14 protein-coding genes and 1 riboswitch are annotated in these 18,215 nt (G+C 73.5%); of the genes, 7 read left to right on the forward strand and 7 right to left on the reverse strand.

The window, feature by feature from the left end:
- Positions 1-28 precede the first annotated feature (28 nt).
- Positions 29-544, forward strand: coding sequence for a DUF485 domain-containing protein (locus ACZ6KF_RS04400; RefSeq protein WP_469237234.1), 516 nt, complete (start codon positions 29-31; stop codon positions 542-544).
- On the forward strand, positions 541-2,133 hold the full coding sequence (locus ACZ6KF_RS04405; RefSeq protein ID WP_469175205.1) for a solute symporter family protein: 1,593 nt from the start codon (positions 541-543) through the stop codon (positions 2,131-2,133). Before ACZ6KF_RS04400 ends, ACZ6KF_RS04405 begins: the two co-directional genes overlap by 4 nt.
- 115 nt (positions 2,134-2,248) lie before the next feature.
- Here the strand turns inward: ACZ6KF_RS04405 and ACZ6KF_RS04410 are convergent, their stop codons facing one another.
- From ACZ6KF_RS04410 to ACZ6KF_RS04425, 4 genes are all read right to left on the reverse strand, one after another.
- Complete coding sequence (locus ACZ6KF_RS04410) at positions 2,249-2,947, reverse strand: response regulator (protein WP_469237236.1); 699 nt, start codon at positions 2,945-2,947, stop codon at positions 2,249-2,251.
- Positions 2,944-4,629 carry an ATP-binding protein gene (locus ACZ6KF_RS04415; protein WP_469237238.1) on the reverse strand — a complete coding sequence of 562 codons (1,686 nt, stop codon included), beginning with the start codon at positions 4,627-4,629 and terminating at the stop codon, positions 2,944-2,946. The genes ACZ6KF_RS04410 and ACZ6KF_RS04415 overlap by 4 nt, the downstream gene beginning before the upstream one ends.
- 101 nt (positions 4,630-4,730) lie before the next feature.
- Positions 4,731-5,690, reverse strand: coding sequence for a sucrase ferredoxin (locus ACZ6KF_RS04420; RefSeq protein ID WP_356633169.1), 960 nt, complete (start codon positions 5,688-5,690; stop codon positions 4,731-4,733).
- A 64-nt stretch (positions 5,691-5,754) separates the two neighbouring features.
- Positions 5,755-7,014 carry a citrate/2-methylcitrate synthase gene (locus ACZ6KF_RS04425; protein WP_356633171.1) on the reverse strand — a complete coding sequence of 420 codons (1,260 nt, stop codon included), beginning with the start codon at positions 7,012-7,014 and terminating at the stop codon, positions 5,755-5,757.
- 109 nt (positions 7,015-7,123) lie between these two features.
- On the opposite strand from ACZ6KF_RS04425, the gene ACZ6KF_RS04430 reads away from it, so the two are divergent.
- Positions 7,124-8,305 (forward strand): citrate synthase, encoded by a 1,182-nt coding sequence (locus ACZ6KF_RS04430; RefSeq protein WP_469237240.1) that lies wholly within the window; start codon positions 7,124-7,126, stop codon positions 8,303-8,305.
- 182 nt (positions 8,306-8,487) lie between these two features.
- Here ACZ6KF_RS04430 and ACZ6KF_RS04435 read toward each other — a convergent pair whose 3' ends face one another.
- Positions 8,488-8,724, reverse strand: coding sequence for a hypothetical protein (locus ACZ6KF_RS04435; RefSeq protein WP_356633175.1), 237 nt, complete (start codon positions 8,722-8,724; stop codon positions 8,488-8,490).
- 319 nt (positions 8,725-9,043) lie between these two features.
- Entirely contained in the window at positions 9,044-9,601 is a 558-nt protein-coding gene (locus ACZ6KF_RS04440; protein ID WP_356633177.1) for a DUF6082 family protein, read from the reverse strand.
- 320 nt (positions 9,602-9,921) lie between these two features.
- On the opposite strand from ACZ6KF_RS04440, the gene ACZ6KF_RS04445 reads away from it, so the two are divergent.
- Complete coding sequence (locus ACZ6KF_RS04445; RefSeq protein ID WP_356633179.1) at positions 9,922-11,025, forward strand: CobW family GTP-binding protein; 1,104 nt, start codon at positions 9,922-9,924, stop codon at positions 11,023-11,025.
- Here ACZ6KF_RS04445 and ACZ6KF_RS04450 read toward each other — a convergent pair.
- Positions 11,022-13,478, reverse strand: coding sequence for a DNA gyrase/topoisomerase IV subunit A (locus ACZ6KF_RS04450; protein ID WP_469237242.1), 2,457 nt, complete (start codon positions 13,476-13,478; stop codon positions 11,022-11,024). The two genes, ACZ6KF_RS04445 and ACZ6KF_RS04450, sit on opposite strands and share 4 nt — an antisense overlap.
- Before the next feature lie 632 nt (positions 13,479-14,110).
- On the opposite strand from ACZ6KF_RS04450, the gene ACZ6KF_RS04455 reads away from it, so the two are divergent.
- The 3 genes from ACZ6KF_RS04455 to ACZ6KF_RS04465 all read left to right on the forward strand — a co-directional run bounded on the left by ACZ6KF_RS04455 (position 14,111) and on the right by ACZ6KF_RS04465 (position 18,096).
- Positions 14,111-15,493, forward strand: coding sequence for a M16 family metallopeptidase (locus ACZ6KF_RS04455; RefSeq protein WP_469237244.1), 1,383 nt, complete (start codon positions 14,111-14,113; stop codon positions 15,491-15,493).
- Positions 15,490-16,878, forward strand: a complete 1,389-nt coding sequence (locus ACZ6KF_RS04460) for a M16 family metallopeptidase (protein WP_469237252.1) — start codon at positions 15,490-15,492, stop codon at positions 16,876-16,878. The genes ACZ6KF_RS04455 and ACZ6KF_RS04460 overlap by 4 nt, the downstream gene beginning before the upstream one ends.
- Positions 16,879-17,151: 273 nt before the next feature.
- Positions 17,152-17,319: riboswitch (cyclic di-AMP (ydaO/yuaA leader) on the forward strand.
- A 12-nt stretch (positions 17,320-17,331) separates the two neighbouring features.
- Entirely contained in the window at positions 17,332-18,096 is a 765-nt protein-coding gene (locus tag ACZ6KF_RS04465) for a M23 family metallopeptidase (protein ID WP_356633187.1), read from the forward strand.
- Positions 18,097-18,215 lie beyond the last annotated feature (119 nt).

Consider the following 18,215-nt stretch of genomic DNA (forward strand, 5'->3'; position numbering starts at 1 on the left):
GATCTTCCCGTTCTGTCCATGCTGGGGCATGAGCATCGAGTACGACGATCCCTGGCACGACACACCGGTCTCCCAGGACGACGCACTGGCCACCGGGTGCGACGCACCGGCTTCCGGCCGGGGTGACGCGGGCGGCGGCACGACGGCGCCCGCGACCGCCGTACCGACGCCCCGCGCGGCCGTTCGCGGGCCCGCGCGCGGGGCGGTCACCGCGGCCGACGTCTATCTGGAGGTCCAGCGCAGCGCGGCCTTCCGCGAGGTGCGCAGCCGGTACCGCAGGTTCGTCGTGCCCGCCGTGGCCGGATTCCTCCTCTGGTACCTGGCGTACGTCGTCGCCGCCACCAGCGCGCCGCGGCTGATGGCCCGGCCCGTGGCGGGCGCGGTCAACGTGGCGATGCTCGCCGGGCTGGGCCAGTTCCTCACCACGTTCCTGCTGACCTGGGCGTACGCCCGGCACGCCCGCCTTCGCCGGGACCGTGCCGCCCTGGAACTGCGCTGGGACACCCAGGAACTGACCAGGACCGCGGGAAGCGGCACCTCATGACGGGCAGTCACCACACCCTCTCGCTGCTCCTGTTCGCCGCGTTCGTCGCCGCCACCCTCGCCATCACCACCTGGGCCAGCCGCAACCGACAGGGTTCGGCCGAGGAGTTCTACGCCGGTGGACGTCTGTTCTCGCCGATGGAAAATGGTTTCGCCATCGCGGGCGACTACATGTCCGCAGCCTCCTTCCTGGGCGTCTCCGGGCTGATCGCCCTGTTCGGCTACGACGGGCTGCTCTACTTGGTGGGCTTCCTCGTGGCCTGGCTCCTCGTGCTCCTCCTGGTCGCCGAACTCGTGCGCAACTGCGGCCGGTTCACGCTGGCCGACGTGGTCGCCGCGCGGATGCGGGAGCGGCCGGTGCGGATCGCTGCCGGTACCTCCTGCGTCGTCGTGTCCCTGCTCTACCTGGTGGCGCAGATGGTGGGCGCGGGCAGTCTGGTCGCACTGCTGATGGGCGGGAGCGGCGAGGCGGCGCGGTCGTGGACGGTCGTCGGCGTCGGCGCGCTGATGGTGGTCTACGTGTCGCTGGGCGGGATGCGGGCCACCACGTGGATCCAGATCGTCAAGGCGGTCCTGCTGATCGGCGGGGCCATCACGCTCACCGTGCTCGTCCTGGCGCGCTTCCACGGCGACGTCGACCAGCTGCTGCGCTCGGCGGCGGCACGCAGCGGCCACGGCGAGGCGTTCCTCGCGCCGGGCCTGAAGTACGGCGGTGACTGGACGGCCCGCCTGGACTTCATCAGCCTCGGTCTCGCCCTGGTGCTCGGCACCGCCGGGCTGCCGCACATCCTCTCCAGGTTCTACACCGTGCCCACCGCGCGGGCGGCCCGCCGGTCGGCCGTCTGGGCCATCGGACTCATCGGCGGCTTCTACCTGATGACGATCGTCCTCGGTCTCGGCGCCGCCGCCGTCGTCGGACCGGACGCCGTACGGGAGTCCAACGCCGCCGGGAACACGGCCGTACCCCTGCTGGCGCTCGACCTGGGCGGCGGCGCGGACTCGACGGGCGGCGCCGTGCTGTTCGCCGTCGTCGCGGCCGTCGCCTTCGCCACCATCCTCGCCGTGGTCGCCGGGGTCACCCTCGCCTCCTCGGCGTCCGTCGCCCACGACCTGTACGCGTCCCTGCGGCGCCGGGGCACCGCGCCGCGCGGCGAGGTGGCGGTGGCGCGCGCCGCGGCCGTCGGCACCGGCGTCGCCGCCATCGCCCTCGGCCTGCTCGCCCGCGACCTCAATGTCGCCATCCTGGTCGGCCTCGCCTTCGCCGTCGCCGCGTCCGCGAACCTTCCCGCGCTGCTCTACGCGCTGTTCTGGCGCCGCTTCACCACCCGGGGCGCGGTGTGGTCCGTCTACGGCGGCCTCGTCCCGGCGGTCGCCCTCGTCCTGCTCTCGCCGGTCGTGTCCGGCAGCCCCGACGCGCTCTTCCCCGGCGTCGACTTCCAGTGCTTCCCGCTGAACAATCCCGGCCTGGTCTCCGTCCCGCTGGGCTTCCTCGCCGGCTGGCTCGGCACGGTCACGTCCGACGAGGAGCCGGACGAGGCCAGGCACGCGGAGACGGAGGTGCGGTCGCTGACGGGGGCGGGGGCCGTGTAGGGCGCGCCGGTCCGGGCGGGTCCGCAAGGCCGGTCCCGGCCGGGGCTGCCCGGGCCGGTTCGGGCGGGGACCGACAGGGGGCGGACCGCGCGGGGTGTTCCGGCCGGTCCGGGGTCTACCCGGCCCGGCCGCGGGTCGCCCACGCGTAACGGTGCTCCGGGCGGCCCGCGTCGCCGTATCTCAGGCTCAGCGTGGCGCGTCCCGTGCGCTCCAGGAGCTTCAGATAGCGCTGGGCGGTCTGGCGGCTCACCCCCGTCCGCTCGGCGATCTCCTGGGCCGACAGCGGTCCCTCCGCGTTGATCAGGCACTGCCGTACCATCTCCGCCGTGGTGGGGGAGTGGCCTTTGGGCAGTTGGGGCTCGGAGGGCGTGGACAGGGCGGCGAAGATCTGGTCCACCTGCGCCTGCTCCGCCTCGCCGCCGTCGTCCAGGGTGCGGCGCAGGTGCGCGTACGCCTCCAGCCTGGCGCGCAGGCCCGCGAAGGCGAACGGCTTGACCAGGTACTGCAGCGCGCCGTGCCGCATCGCCTCCCGCACGGTGGCGACGTCACGGGCGGCCGTCACCATGATCACGTCGGTCCCGAGGCCGCGCCGGCGCATCTCCCGGACGACCGCCAGACCCGTGCCGTCGGGCAGGTAGTGGTCCATCAGCACCAGATCGACCCGGGGCAGCGTCTCCAGCCGCCGCAGCGCCTCGTCCACGCTGTGCGCCTCCCCGGCGACGTGGAAGCCGGGCACCTTCGCGACGTACGCGGCGTTCACCCGCGCGACCCGGGTGTCGTCGTCCACGACCAAGACCTCGATCGTCCCGGTCATCGCGCCCCCTCCTCGCCGGTCGGTCGGGCGGCCGGCACGGCGAGCGCCGGCTGCGGGCCCCCCGACGGCCCCGGCTCGGTCAGCGCCTCGGGCAGGACGACGGTGAACTCCGCGCCGCCGCCCGCCGCCTCGCCCACCGTCACGGCGCCGCCCTGCCGCTCGGCCAGCCTGCGCACCAGGGACAGCCCGAGGCCGCGCTCACGGTGCGCGGGCGGCGCCTTCGTGGACCACCCCTCCGTGAAGATCACCTCACGCCGGTCGGCCGGGACGCCCGGTCCCGAGTCGCGCACCCGCAGCACCACGCCCCGCCCCTCGGCGTGCACATCGACCTCCACGCGCGCGTGCGGCGCACCGGCCGCCGCGTCCAGCGCGTTGTCCACCAGGTTGCCGGCGATCGTCACCAGCTCCCTGGAGTCGACCAGCCGGTCCGGCAGCCGCGAGCCGTCGGAGATCCGCAGACCCACGCCCCGCTCGGCCGCCACGGTCGCCTTGCCCACCAGCAGCGCGGCGAGCAGCGGGTCGCCGATCCTCTCGGTCACCTCCTCCGCGGTGGCCCGGTGCTCGCCGACCGCCTCCCCCACGAACTCCAGCGCGTCGTCGTACATCTCCAGCTCCAGCAGGCCCAGGAGCGTGTGCATGCGGTTGGCGTGCTCGTGGTCCTGGGCGCGCAGGGCGTCGATCAGGCCGCGGGTGGCGTCCAGCTCCCGGCCGAGCCGCTCCAGTTCGGTGCGGTCGCGCAGGGTGGCGACGGCGCCGCCGTCGTCCGTGGGCATGCGGTTGGCGACCAGCACGCGCCGGCCGCGGACCGTGAGCAGGTCGGCGCCCGTGACCCGGCCGGCCAGCACGTCCGCGGCGCGTCCGGCGCCGAGCGCCTCGTCGGGGGAGCGGCCCACGGCCTCGTCGCCGAGGTCCAGCAGGCGCCGCGCCTCGTCGTTCAGCAGGCGGATGCGGCCGGAGCAGTCCAGGGCGACGACACCCTCCCGGATGCCGTGCAGCATCGCCTCGCGCTCCGCGAGCAGCCCCGCGATGTCCGAGAACGCCAGGTCGCGGGTCTGCCGCTGGACCCTGCGCGCGATCAGCCAGGCCGCCAGGGAGCCGACGGCGAGGGCGCCGCCGGCGTACGCCAGCAGCTCGGGGATCGCGTGCAGAAGCCGCGCGCGGACGCTGTCGTAGGCGATGCCGACCGAGACCGCGCCCACGATCCGACCGCCCGAGTCGCGCAACGGCACCTTGCCGCGCGCGGAGCGGCCCAGGGTGCCCTCGTCGATCTCCATGACCTCCCGGCCGGCGAGCGCGGCACCGGGATCGGTCGACACATGGCGGCCGATCCGCGCGCGGTCGGGGTGCGACCAGCGCACGCCCCGCCGGTCCATCACGACGACGTACTCGGCGCCGGCGGCCCTGCGGATGCGTTCCGCCTCCCGCTGGACCGGACCGTCCGCCGTCGCCGGCGTGGCACGGAGGTCCTCGGCGAGCCGGGGCCGGGCCGCGGTGGTCTGGGCGATGGCGAGTGCGCGGCGCATGGCCTGGTCGTCCAGCTGGTCGCCGAGCGGCGCGAGGAACAGCCCGGTCGCGAGCACCGCGACGCCCGCGGCGATCGCCACCTGCATCAGCAGCACCTGCGAGAACGCCCGGCGGGGCAGACCGAGACGCAGGCGGCGGGCGTGGGAGGTGGTGCGCATACCCACGACGGTACGTGGGCGCGCCCCGAGGCCGAAGACCCCGGACGGGGAGCCCACGGGGCGCGCGCGACGGCGTGAGCCCCGGCGTGCGAGCGCGAAGGTCAGCTCGCGAGCGCCGCGTGCCGCAGTTCGCGCACCGCCACCACGTCCATGCGCGCCGGAGCGCCCAGCACGGACGTCCCGCAGCTCTCGGCCCGGGGCGGCTCGGACGCGGTCTGGGCCACGACGACCCGCCAGTGGCGCCCGTCGGCGTGGGCGACGGTCACCTCCCAGTGGCGGGCCGGGCCGTCCGTCCGTGCCGCGGGCGCGGTCCGTACGACGGTCAGCGCCTGCGCGGCGTACTCCCCGGCGGCCGCGCGGACGGCCAGTTCGGCCGCCTGGCCGGGCCGCTCCCAGGCGGAGCTGCCGCGGCAGCCGTCCACCACGATCCGGCCCTCCCGCACGCCCTGGAGGACCTCCTTGACGGTGTGGGCCTCGGCCCGGCCGTAGGCGTAGCCGTACGGCAGGACGAGCACGGTCGGCGAGAAACGGTGGCCGCCCAGATGGGTGACCTCCCAGACGCCCTCCACGCCCGAGGCGGCCAGCTCGGCCGCGAGGGGGCGGCCCAGCAGGGCGCAGCAGCGGTCGCGCTTGCCGTTGGTGCAGACCAGGGCGAGGGGATCGCCGGTGTGGGGCAGGCCACCGAGGCGGGTGTCGAAAGTGTGAGAGTCACCCATGCCGAGGGCGGTGAAGTCGAGGTCGAGCAGCCCGCTCGGGTCGGTGGTCGTGGCGGTGCGCACCCATGCGTTGCCGGGCGTCGTGTGGGCGGCGTACACCCTGCGTACCTCGGGGGTGCGGCTGTCGGCGTGCCGCCCCGCGCGGCGGATGAGCGCGATGCGGACGCCCGTGCCCTTGGCGGCGGCCTCCAGCGCACGGCCCAAGCGGGGGTCCAGGTGGCTGGAGGTGAGCGCCCGCGCGCCCCAGGGACCCGGCTGCTCCAGCAGGAGCCAGGTCCTGGCGGTGGCCGCGGTTCCGGAAACGGGCTCGTCGAGGTCCCGCGAGACGGTCGCACACGTACTCACGAAGGTGAGCCTAACCTGAGTTTTTCCGACGCGCCTTTCGAATGGGACGGACGGGGCGCGTGTTCTAGTCCGGCAGGGGCTGTGGAGGCCTGGGGCCCACGTAGTGACCGCTGGGGCGCATGCGCAGCGGGCGCTCTGCGTACTCTTCCAGGGCGTGCGCGATCCAGCCCGCCGTGCGGGCCACGGCGAAGATCGTCTCGCCCGCCGCGGGGTCCATTCCGAACGACGCGGTGAGCACGGCGAGCGCCAGGTCGACGTTGGCGTGCAGCGGCGTGTGCCGGGCGGCCGTCTCGACGACGTGCCGGGCGGCGGCGAGGGCGGGCTGGGCGGCGGGGATGGCCTCCAGACGGGTGAACAGGGCCGTCGCGCGGGGGTCCTCGCCGGCGTACAGCCGGTGGCCGAGGCCCGGGATGCGCCGGCCGGCCCGCAGTTCCTCGGCGACCACGGGCATCGCGTCGCCGCGGTCCAGCACCTCGGTGAGCAGCCGGTGGGCGAGTCCGCTCGCCGCGCCGTGCAGGGGGCCCTCGATCACGCCGAGTCCGGCGGAGACGGCGGCGTAGGCGTGCGCCCTGGCCGACGCGGCGACGCGGACCGCGAGCGTGGAGGCGGCCAGGTCGTGGTCGACCAGCAGACCGAGAGCCATGTCGAGGGCGCGCAGCCCCGCCTCGTCCGGCGGGCGCACGCTCAGGCGCGCCCAGAGGCGGTCGGCGAGCGGGCCCTCGTCCTGGTTCCCGTCGCGCCCGACCGGGGGCAGGGCGGCGACGAGGGTGGGGATGAGGGTCCGCGCGGTGCCGAGCACCGCCTGTTCGGACAGGTCGTAGCGGAGCGGGTCGACCGCCGAGGCGGCGATCGCGGCGACCCGGAGCCGGTCGGTGGGGCCGCTGTGCTCGGGCAGCGCGCCGACCGCCCGCCGGGCGGCCGAGACGGCGGCCTTCGGCGCGGTGAACGTGACGCCGGGGGAGAGGACGCCGGTCCACAGCCACTCGGCGATCTCCTCGTAGGAGTGCCGGGTGGCCAGCTCCGTCGCGTCGACGCCGCGGAAGTAGTACCGGTCCTTGTCGATGAACGTGATGCGTGTGCGCACCGACGGCTCGGCGGCCGGGGCCTGACCGCCGCCGCCGTCCCGGCGGTTGCGCCGGGCGAGCGCCTCGACCTCTTCCGCGTCGAAGGTGCTGCCCCGGCCGCCGGGTTCGCGCCTGCTGCTGAGCTGACCGCGGCTGACGTAGGCGTACACCGTCTCGGGCTTCACGCCGAGGAGTTCGGCGGCCTCCCTGGTGCTCAGCCGCCGGCCCGGCCGGGCCGGGTCGGGTTCTTGATCGCGCATGGGCTCACCGTATCGGCCTAGAGGATGCATTGACTGAACATTGATTCAATCAATGTTGACAGAGATTGAGTCAACCATGGACAGTCGAATCAAGCCCAGGGAGGAAAACATGTCCGTCAACAGGTCAGCAGCCACCTCTGTCGACGTGCCGCGGGGGCTCGCGGGCGTCGTGGTCACCGACACCCGAATCGGTGATGTGCGAGGACTGGAGGGCTTTTACCACTACCGCCAGTACTCGGCCGTCGAGCTCGCGCAGACCCGCGGGTTCGAGGACGTCTGGCACCTGCTGGTCCACGGCGAACTGCCCGACGCCGCGCGTGCCGCCGCCTTCACCGCCGAGACGGCCGCACTGCGCCGGCTGCCCGACGAGGTGTCGGCGGCGCTGCCGGTCATCGCCGCGGCCGGCGCGCGCTCCGGTCCGCTCGCCGGGCTGCGCACGGCCCTGTCCCTGCTCGGCGCGGCCCGGGGCTTCCGCCCCGTGTACGACATCGGCGCCGACCGGCGCCGCGCGGACGCCGTCGCCGCGACGGCCGCCGTGCCCACCCTCCTCACCGCGCTGCACCGGCTCGGCAAGGGGCTGGAGCCCGTACCGCCGCGCGAGGACCTGTCGTACGCGGCCAACTACCTGTACATGGTGACCGGCGAGGAGCCCGATCCCCAGCGGACGCGGGCCGTCGAGCAATACCTCATCTCAACCATTGACCACGGATTCAATGCGTCAACCTTCACCGCCCGGGTGATCGCGTCCACCGGCGCCGACGTCGCCGCCTGTCTCGCCGGTGCGGTGGGCGCCCTGTCCGGGCCGCTGCACGGAGGCGCCCCGAGCCGGGCGCTGGACACCCTGGACGCGATCGGCACGGTGGCCCGCATCGATCCCTGGATCCGGGAACGGGTCCTCGCCGGCGACCGCATCATGGGCTTCGGGCACCCCGTCTACCGGACGGAGGACCCGCGTTCGCGGATGCTGCGCGGCATCGCCCAGAAGTTCGGCGGCCCGCTGGTGGACTTCGCGGTGGAGGTGGAGCGGCGCGTCGAGGCGATCCTCGCCGAGCTGAAGCCCGGCCGCGCACTGCACACCAACGTCGAGTTCTACGCGGGCGTCGTCATGGAACTGTGCGGCATCCCGCGCGAGATGTTCACGCCGACCTTCGCGGCGGCGCGCGCGGTGGGCTGGAGCGCCAACATCCTGGAGCAGGCCGAGGACTCGAAGATCATCCGCCCGGCGGCGCGGTACGTGGGCCCCGAGGCGCCGGTGGACGTGCCCCGCGCCGGGGCGGCGCCGGCGGCCTGAGCCCGGCGGGGGCCGGACATGCGTGTGGCCTGGAGCCGTTCTGGCGCCAGGCCTCATCGGCGGGGCGTCGAGCGGGGTCGGGGTGGCTGCTCGCCGGCCCGGCTCCGGCCCGGGTGACGGTGGGCGTACGGCCGGGCGGTTGCGGGACGGACGCTCCGGGTGGACGCGTGCGCGTGCGGCGGTCATGCGTCGGGGATGTCCGCCTTGGCTCGGATCAGCGTCTCCCGGCTGACGATGACGATGCGTTCGTAGTCGGCGCGGGCGGCGTCCGCGGGCAACTCATGCTCCAGCGCCTCGGTGGCCTCGGTGCCGATCACGGCGAAGTTGCCGTCGCTCAGCTCGAAGACGTCCGGGCAGGTGGCTCCGGAGTTACTGCCCCGGGCGCTGGGAGGCACACCGATGCGGCGCACGATTTTCAAAGGTACCGATCCTTATGCAGAAGACTGGCCACAGTGGTGGGGAGAACGCTACTGGTGCGGGAGAGGCCGGTGTGACGGGATCGCGAAAGTCACCGGTCGTCTCACCCGGTCGTCTCAATCGGTCGTCTCACCCGGTCGGCAGGCAGATCGGCAGGCAGGCAGATCGGCAGGCAGGCAGGTCGGCAGGCAGGTCGGCAGGCAGGCAGGTCCGGCGATCGGGACGCGGATGGGTCCGCAGGCAGGTCGGCCGGTCCGCGGGTCGGCCGGCCGACGGGGCAGCGGTCGAAAGGCCGGCCGGCGGAAGCAGTCGACCGGCAGGTCAGTCGCTCGGCGGGTTGCCGACCACCCACCACTCGTCCGTGTCGGCCTCGTCCAGATCACGGACCAGACCGTCGACCATGACGCCGAGCCGGGCCTCCTCGGACGACTCGTTGAGGGAGGCGCGCATGTGCCGGGACGCCTCCCAGTACTCGCGGAAGACCGGGCTCTGGAAGAACTCCCGCAGATGCCGGTACAGCTCCTCCCTGTCCAGCAGCCCCGCGCGGTGCAGGTGATAGAGGTGGACGTACCAGGCGTTGGCGTAGAAGAACTGGCGGCGGCGCTCCGCCGGGATGCTCTTGTCGTAGGTGTCGATCACCGCGGCGAGCGAGGGGTCGTCGATCGCGCGGGTCAGCAGTTCCCACTGCATGCGCTGCTGGTGGGCCAGCGCCGTGCGCCGGATCGCCAGTTCCTCCAGTTCCAGCCGCCGCTCGTGCAGGCGCGCGTCGCCGTAGCGGCGTTGGCGTGCCGCCAGGGTGGCGGCGGCCGTGGCCGTGGTGGCGGCGAAGAGCGCGAGCGCGGCGGAGCCGAACCTCGCGCGGAACTTCCGTGTGGCCATGTCAACCCCCGGTTCAGGGCGGCGTCCGCCGGTCGTCGGGGTGCGGGCCGAGGGGAGGGGACCGGCGAGCGGTGGGTGGCGCTGGGCGTCTCCCAGGGTGCCGAGCGGCTCTGATCGGCGGGGAGGCGGAGAGAAGGCGCACGGAAGGAAGCGGGGTCGCACAAACCGGCGCCATGCCCAACGTCTGCCCCGCGAGCGCTGCTAACAATCGTTCACTTCGCGGTGATTCTTCGGGCTCGTATCCTGGGACGGCATTCCCATCCCGGTACGTGCGCCGGACCGCGAACCGGTGCACGCGTAGGCGTGAGAGAGGTCGCACAGTGGGGCAGAGCCCGACTCCGCAGCAGGATCCGGGCCGACGGCGGACCCCGGCCCGGCAGATCCCGGTCGTGATCCTCGCCGGGTTCCTGGGTTCCGGCAAGACGACCCTGCTGAACCATCTCCTCCACCACAGCGGAGGCAGCCGTATCGGCGCCGTCGTCAACGACTTCGGGGCGATCGAGATCGACGCGATGGCCGTGGCCGGCGCGCTCGGGGACTCCACCGTCTCGCTCGGCAACGGCTGCCTGTGCTGCGCCGTCGACGCCGGCGAACTGGACGTCTACCTCGACCGGCTGACCCGGCCCGAGGCGGGCATCGACGTCGTCGTCATCGAGGCCAGCGGGCTCGCCGAGCCGCAGGAACTGGTGCGCATGGTGCTGGCCAGTGAGAATCCGGAGATCGTGTACGGCGGCCTGGTGGAGGTCGTGGACGCGGCGGAGTTCGCCGCGACGCGCACCAGGCACCCGGAGATCGACCGGCATCTCGCCCTGGCCGACCTCGTCGTGGTCAACAAGACCGACCGCGCGCCGGACGCCGACGGCGTGCTCGCCGCCGTACGCTCCCTCGCCGACCGCGCGGCCGTCGTACCGGCCGCCTACGGCCGGATCGACCCGGAGTTCCTCTTCGACTGCAGGCCGTCGCGCGAGCGCATCGGACAGCTGTCCTTCGACGACCTGCACGTCCACGAGGACGGCGAGGACGGCCACGCCGGTCACCTGCACACCGGGTACGACAGCCTGTCGTACGTCTCCGAAGTGCCGCTCGACCCGAGGCGGTTGATGGCGTTCCTGGACAGCCGGCCGGACGGGCTGTACCGGATCAAGGGATACGTCGACTTCGGCGTCCACGACCCCCGCAACCGCTACGGCGTGCACGCCGTCGGCCGGTTCCTGCGCTTCTCCCCCGAGCCGTGGGGAGGGGCCGGGCAGCAGCACCTCACCCAGCTCGTCCTCATCGGCTCCGGCATCGACGCCGACGCCCTCCACAAGGAACTCCGGGCGTGCGAGGAGGACGCCCGCCACGCCGACGAACACGGCATGTGGGGCGTCCTGCGCTACGTACGCGACACGCAGGACCCCGATTCCGAGGAACCGCCCGTCTAGACCGGCCCGGCCACCGCCCCCACCGGCTTGGCCAGGGACACGCCCGAGCCGTCGCGGCGCGGGTCCATCTCGGGCAGGGTCGTCGGCGTGCCGTTCTTCTGCGCGGCGCGGGCCGGGGCGGCGCCCGCCCAGGCGAACGACAGGCAGTCCTCGCCCTTCAGGAACCGCTGGCAGCGGACCCCGCCCGTGGCCCGGCCCTTGCGCGGGAACTGGTCGAAGGGGGTCAGCTTGGCGGTCGTCTGGACCGAGTCGTCCAGCGTGCCGCGCGAGCCGGCGACGGTGAAGACGACCGCGTCCGCCGCCGGGTCCACGGCCGTGAAGGAGATCACCTTCGCCCCCTCCGCCAGCTTGATGCCCGTCATGCCGCCGGCCGGGCGGCCCTGCGGGCGGACCTGCGCCGCCTGGTAGCGCAGCAGTTGCGCGTCGTCGGTGATGAAGACCAGGTCCTCCTCGCCGGTGCGCAGCTCCACCGCGCCCACGATCCGGTCGCCCTCCCTGAGACCGATGACCCCCAGCTCGTCCTTGTTGGCGGGGTAGTCCGGGACCACGCGCTTGACCACGCCCTGTTCCGTGCCGATCGCCAGGCCCGGGGAGGACTCGTCCAGCGTGGTCAGGCAGATGACCGTCTCGTCGTCCTCCAGGGAGACGAACTCGGCGAGCGGCGCACCGCCGGACAGGTTCGGCGCGGCGGCCGTGTCCGGCAGCTGGGGCAGGTCGACGACGTTGATGCGCAGCAGCCGGCCGGCCGAGGTGACCGCGCCGATCTCCCCGCGCGCGGTGGCCGGCACCGCCGAGACGATCACGTCGTGCTTGGTGCGGCGGCCGTCGGAGTCCTCCGCGAACGGCTCGGCGTTGGCCGTACGCGCCAGCAGTCCCGTCGAGGACAGCAGCACCCGGCACGGGTCGTCCGCCACCTGCAGCGGCACGGTGGCCGTCGTGGACGCCGCCGACTCCAGCAGGACCGTACGGCGCTCGGTGCCGAACTTCTTGGCCACTGCCGCCAGTTCGGCGGAGACCAGCTTGCGCAGCTCCGCGTCGGAGTCGAGGATCCGCGTCAGCTCCTCGATCTCCGCGGTGAGCCGGTCCTTCTCGGCCTCCAGCTCGATGCGGTCGTACTTGGTCAGCCGGCGCAGCGGCGTGTCGAGGATGTACTGCGTCTGGACCTCGCTCAGTGAGAAGGCCTCCATCAGGCGCTCCTTGGCCTGCGCGGAGTTCTCGCTGGAGCGGATCAGGCGGATCACCTCGTCGATGTCCACCAGGGCCGTCAGCAGGCCCTCGACCAGGTGCAGCCGGTCGCGCTTCTTGCCGCGGCGGAACTCCGAGCGGCGGCGGACGACCTCGAAGCGGTGGTCGAGGTAGACCTCGAGCAGCTCCTTCAGGCCGAGGGTGAGCGGCTGGCCGTCCACCAGCGCGACGTTGTTGATGCCGAAGGACTCCTCCATCGGCGTCAGCTTGTACAGCTGCTCCAGGATCGCCTCGGGCACGAAGCCGTTCTTGACCTCGATGACCAGGCGCAGCCCGTGCTCGCGGTCGGTGAGGTCCTTGACGTCGGCGATGCCCTGGAGCTTCTTCGAGCCGACCAGGTCCTTGATCTTCGCGATGACCTTCTCCGGGCCGACCGCGAAGGGCAGTTCGGTGACGACCAGGCCCTTGCGGCGGGCCGTGACGTCCTCCACGGAGACCGTCGCCCGCATCTTGAAGCTGCCGCGGCCCGTCTCGTAGGCGTCGCGGATGCCGGCCAGGCCGACGATCCGGCCGCCGGTGGGCAGGTCGGGGCCCGGGACGTGCCGCATCAGGGCGTCCAGGTCGGCGTTCGGGTGCTTGATCAGGTGGCGGGCGGCGGCGATGACCTCGCGCAGGTTGTGCGGAGGCATGTTGGTGGCCATGCCGACGGCGATGCCCGACGAGCCGTTGACCAGGAGGTTGGGGAACGCGGCGGGCAGCGCGACCGGCTCGCGCTCCTGGCCGTCGTAGTTGGGGTTGAAGTCGACCGTGTCCTCGTCGATCGACTCCGTCATCAGGCTGCTGGCCTCGGCCATACGGCACTCGGTGTACCGCATGGCCGCGGGCGGGTCGTCGTTGCCGAGCGAGCCGAAGTTGCCGTGGCCGTCCACCAGGGGCACGCGCATCGAGAAGGGCTGGGCCATGCGCACCAGGGCGTCGTAGATCGACGCGTCGCCGTGCGGGTGCAGCTTGCCCATGACCTCGCCGACGACGCGGGCGCACTTGACGTAGCCGCGGTCGGGGCGCAGGCCCATCTCGTTCATCTGGTACACGATGCGGCGGTGCACGGGCTTGAGTCCGTCACGGGCGTCCGGCAGGGCGCGGGAGTAGATGACCGAGTACGCGTACTCGAGGAAGGAGCCCTGCATCTCGTCCACGACGTCGATGTCGAGGATCTTCTCCTCGTACGAGTCGTCGGGCGGCGGGGTCTTCGTGCTGCGGCGGGCCATCGCTGCCGGCTCCTTGCTGAAGCGTTGGACGGATCTGACGCGGACCATTGTGGACCGCGGCACTGACAACGCGGACCCAGGACCCGACGTCGGCCACCCGACCCCACGCTGCCCGCAGGCTACGCGCCGTCGCCGTCGGACCTCGCGCCGCCCGCAGCCTACGGGCCGCGGCGGGCGCGTGTGCGCGGTGCGTGGTGGGCCGTCGTCCGCCCGTGGCCGTCGCCCGTCCGTCGCCCATCCGCCGTCCGTCGGTTGTCCGCCGTCCGCCGTCCGCCGTCCGTCGGTTGTCCGCCGTCCGCCGTCCGCCGTCCGCCGTCCGTCGGTTGTCCGCCGTCCGCCGTCCGTCCGTCGGTTGTCCGCCGTCCGCCGTCCGCCGTCCGTCCGTCGGTTGTCGGTCGTCCGCCGGTGAGGGCGGGCGCGCCTCGGTCCGCCGCGCGCCCCTTGGGGCGACGCGCACCCCCCGCGGGCGATCCGCGCTCCCCGCGCGCCTCCGTCCACCCGTCCCGTCGCGTTTCTCGCTCTCGGCGTACCCGGGCCGGGAACTTCGCAGGGGGTCGCGCCGCTTGCATACAGTGGCAGGACCGGCAGGAAATCCGCGGTTTCACGACCGCATCGCGATCGAAGGGACGTACATGCCCATGGGTCACACGGCCACAGCCGAGGCAGGCTCCGGCGGCCTGACAGCGACCGAGCACCGCCTCGCCAACGGGCTGCGGGTGGTGCTCTCCGAGGACCATCTGACCCCGGTCGCGGCGGTGTGCCTCTGGTACGACGTCGGCTCCCGTCACGAGGTCAAGGGGCGCACCGGCCTGGCTCACCTCTTCGAGCACCTGATGTTCCAGGGCTCCGCCCAGGTCAAGGGCAACGGGCACTTCGAACTGGTGCAGGGCGCCGGCGGCTCGCTCAACGGCACCACCAGCTTCGAGCGCACCAACTACTTCGAGACCATGCCCGCCCACCAGCTGGAGCTCGCGCTCTGGCTGGAGGCCGACCGCATGGGCTCCCTGCTCGCCGCCCTCGACGACGAGTCGATGGAGAACCAGCGCGACGTCGTCAAGAACGAGCGCCGCCAGCGCTACGACAACGTCCCCTACGGCACCGCCTTCGAGAAGCTGACCGCCCTCGCCTACCCCGAGGGCCACCCGTACCACCACACGCCGATCGGCTCCATGGCCGACCTGGACGCGGCCACGCTGGAGGACGCCCGCGCGTTCTTCCGCACCTACTACGCGCCCAACAACGCCGTGCTGTCGGTCGTCGGCGACATCGACCCCGAGCAGACCCTCGCCTGGATCGAGAAGTACTTCGGCTCCATCCCGGCCCACGACGGCAAGCCCGCCCCGCGCGACGGCTCGCTGCCCGACGTCATCGGCGAGCAGCTGCGCGAGGTCGTCGAGGAGGAGGTCCCGGCGCGCGCCCTGATGGCCGCCTACCGCCTCCCGCACGACGGCACGCGCGCGTGCGACGCGGCCGACCTCGCCCTGACCGTCCTCGGCGGCGGCGAGTCGTCCCGCCTCTACAACCGGCTGGTGCGCCGCGACCGTACGGCGGTGGCGGCCGGCTTCGGCCTGCTGCGGCTGGCCGGCGCGCCCTCCCTGGGCTGGCTGGACGTGAAGACCTCCGGCGACGTCGAGGTGCCGGTCATCGAGGCCGCGATCGACGACGAGCTCGCCCGGTTCGCCGAGGAGGGCCCTACGGCCGAGGAGATGGAGCGCGCCCAGGCCCAGCTGGAGCGCGAGTGGCTGGACCGGCTCGGCACCGTCGCGGGCCGCGCCGACGAACTGTGCCGGTACGCCGTCCTGTTCGGCGACCCGCAGCTCGCCCTGACCGCCGTCCAGCGCGTGCTGGAGGTGACGCCGGAGGAGGTCCGGGAGGTCGCCGAGGCCCGCCTGCGCCCCGACAACCGCGCGGTGCTCGTCTACGAGCCCACCCCCGGGGCAGAGACCCCGGCCGATGCCGCCGATGCCGCGGAAGCCGCCGAGTCCGACGACGAGAACGAGGAGGCGGCCAAGTGACCGAGCTCGCCACCATGGAATTCCACCCCCAGCCCCGCGCGGGCGAGCCCAAGCCGTGGGCCTTCCCGGCCCCCGAGCGCGGCAGCCTCGACAACGGCCTGACCGTCCTGCGCTGTCACCGCCCCGGCCAGCAGGTCGTCGCCGTGGAGGTCCTCCTCGACGCCCCCCTGGAAGCCGAGCCGACCGGCCTCGACGGCGTCGCCACGATCATGGCGCGGGCCTTCTCCGAGGGCACCGACAAGCACTCCGCCGAGGAGTTCGCCGCCGAGCTGGAGCGCTGCGGCGCCACCCTCGACGCGCACGCCGACCACCCCGGCGTCCGCCTCAGCCTCGAGGTCCCCGTCTCGCGCCTGGCCAAGGCCCTCGGCCTCATCGCCGACGCGCTGCGGGCGCCCGCGTTCGCCGACAGCGAGGTCGAGCGCCTGGTGCGCAACCGCCTCGACGAGATCCCGCACGAGCTGGCCAACCCCTCCCGCCGCGCCGCCAAGGAACTGTCCAAGGAGCTGTTCCCGGCCACCTCACGCATGTCGCGCCCCCGTCAGGGCACCGAGGAGACGGTCTCCGGCATCGACGCGGCGGCCGTGCGCGCCTTCTACGAGAAGCACGTCCGCCCCGCGACCGCCACCGCCGTGGTCGTCGGCGACCTCACCGGCGTCGACCTGGACGGGCTGCTCGGCGACACCCTCGGCGCCTGGACCGGCTCCATGGCGCAGCCCCGCCCGGTGCCGCCGGTCACCGCCGACGACACCGGCCGCGTCGTGATCGTGGACCGGCCCGGCGCCGTCCAGACGCAGCTGCTGATCGGCCGGATCGGCGCCGACCGGCACGACCGCGTGTGGCCCGCGCAGGTGCTCGGCACCTACTGCCTGGGCGGCACCCTCACCTCCCGTCTGGACCGCGTCCTGCGCGAGGAGAAGGGCTACACCTACGGGGTGCGCGCCTTCGGCCAGGTGCTGCGCTCGGCGCCCGACGGCTCGGGCGCCGCGATGCTCGCCATCAGCGGCTCCGTGGACACGCCCAACACCGGCCCGGCGCTCGAGGACCTGTGGAAGGTGCTGCGCACGCTCGCCGCGGAGGGCCTGACCGACGCCGAGCGGGACGTCGCCGTGCAGAACCTCGTCGGCGTCGCGCCGCTGAAGTACGAGACGGCGGCGGCCGTGGCGAGCACCCTCGCCGACCAGGTCGAGCAGCACCTCCCGGACGACTACCAGGCCACCCTCTACCGGCAGTTGGCCGCGACCGGCACCGTCGAGGCCACCGCGGCGGTGGTCAACGCCTTCCCGGTGGACCGGCTGGTGACGATCCTGGTCGGCGACGCCGCGCAGATCAAGGCGCCCGTCGAGGCCCTCGGCATCGGTCCGGTCACCGTCGTGTCGGCCGAGTAACCGCGCCGGGCGGACGCGACGACCGCGCCGGGCGGCTTGCGCGGTACGACCGCGCGTGCGGCCCGCCCGACGGCACGCAAGCGCGTGACGGCCCTGGTGACCCGGGACGCCCCGAGTGTCACCAGGGCCGACGTATGCCCGAATTGATCCAGGAGATGCCGCTCTGCCCTGTGGGATGCGCTACAAACCCCCGGCTGCGTTTGAGAATTGAAGACAGCCGCGCTTAGCGTCTTGCGGGCTGTCCGTCAGGCAGTGCGCCGCACCCGCGGCACCGGACAGTCATCGCCGAGTCCCCGTACGGCGCGAGCCAGGGGAGCCGGGGACCCAACCACCAAGTCCCTGGGGTGAATCGGACGCCCGCGCGCACGGCGAGGGAGTCCGTAGGAGACCTTCCTGCTCCGAACCCGTCAGCTAACCCGGTAGGCGAGAGGGAAGGAAAGGACAAGCCACTCCATGGCGTTCACCTGCGCCACCGGGAAGCACCGTCGTCCCGGCCGTATGCAGCGCACCACCGCCCGTATGGCCGGCGCCGCCGCCCTCACCACCAGCGGCGTCATGGGCATCCTCGCGGCCCCCGCGGGCGCCGCCGAACCCGCCGCCGGGCAGACCGGCCTGCTGCCGGTCGTCACCATCGGCGACTCGGTCGCCGAGCAGATCGACGCCCAGGCCGCCGCGCAGCACCAGGCCGCCGAGCGCGCCGCCGCCGAGGCGAAGGCGGAGGCCGCCGCGAAGAAGCGGGCCGAGGCCCGGGCCGAGCAGGCCCGCGCGGAGAGGGCCCGAGCGGCCCGCGAGGCCGAGCGGCTGCGCCTCAACACCTACGTGGCGCCGATCGCCGGCTCCTACGTCTCCACCGCCTACCGGGCGGGCGGCGCGGTGTGGTCCTCCGGCAGCCACACGGGCATCGACTTCCACGCCGCGAGCGGCACGCCCGTCCGCGCGGTCGGCTCCGGCACCGTCGTGGAGGCCGGCTGGGGAGGTGCGTACGGCAACCAGGTGGTCCTCCGGATGAACGACGGCACCTACACCCAGTACGGCCACCTGTCCTCCGTCGCCGTGTCCGTGGGCCAGAGCGTCACACCGGGGCAGCAGATCGGCCTGTCCGGTGCCACCGGCAACGTCACCGGAGCGCACCTGCACTTCGAGGCCCGCACGAGCGCGCAGTACGGCTCGGACATCGACCCGCTGGCGTACCTCCGCGCGCACGGCGTGAGCCTCTGACGGCGCCCCAACCCGAAACACCCGCGGCCCCGGCTCCCCGAGCCGGGGCTTTCGGTCTTTTCGGACGTGCGTTGTCCAAAAAATATCCCTGGATTCCGGCCTGCCATCGGAAATTCCGG

This window comes from Streptomyces sp. NPDC046379 (genome assembly GCF_055587785.1).

What these genes read in the sequence shown, in the direction of transcription:
- ACZ6KF_RS04400 (WP_469237234.1), top strand. Translation starts at nt 29, where the DNA reads ATGAGCATCGAGTACGACGATCCCTGGCACGACACACCGGTCTCCCAG.
- ACZ6KF_RS04405 (WP_469175205.1), top strand. Translation starts at nt 541, where the DNA reads ATGACGGGCAGTCACCACACCCTCTCGCTGCTCCTGTTCGCCGCGTTC.
- ACZ6KF_RS04410 (WP_469237236.1), bottom strand. Translation starts at nt 2,947, where the DNA reads ATGACCGGGACGATCGAGGTCTTGGTCGTGGACGACGACACCCGGGTC.
- ACZ6KF_RS04415 (WP_469237238.1), bottom strand. Translation starts at nt 4,629, where the DNA reads ATGCGCACCACCTCCCACGCCCGCCGCCTGCGTCTCGGTCTGCCCCGC.
- ACZ6KF_RS04425 (WP_356633171.1), bottom strand. Translation starts at nt 7,014, where the DNA reads ATGCGCGATCAAGAACCCGACCCGGCCCGGCCGGGCCGGCGGCTGAGC.
- ACZ6KF_RS04430 (WP_469237240.1), top strand. Translation starts at nt 7,124, where the DNA reads ATGTCCGTCAACAGGTCAGCAGCCACCTCTGTCGACGTGCCGCGGGGG.
- ACZ6KF_RS04440 (WP_356633177.1), bottom strand. Translation starts at nt 9,601, where the DNA reads ATGGCCACACGGAAGTTCCGCGCGAGGTTCGGCTCCGCCGCGCTCGCG.
- ACZ6KF_RS04450 (WP_469237242.1), bottom strand. Translation starts at nt 13,478, where the DNA reads ATGGCCCGCCGCAGCACGAAGACCCCGCCGCCCGACGACTCGTACGAG.
- ACZ6KF_RS04455 (WP_469237244.1), top strand. Translation starts at nt 14,111, where the DNA reads ATGCCCATGGGTCACACGGCCACAGCCGAGGCAGGCTCCGGCGGCCTG.
- ACZ6KF_RS04465 (WP_356633187.1), top strand. Translation starts at nt 17,332, where the DNA reads ATGGCGTTCACCTGCGCCACCGGGAAGCACCGTCGTCCCGGCCGTATG.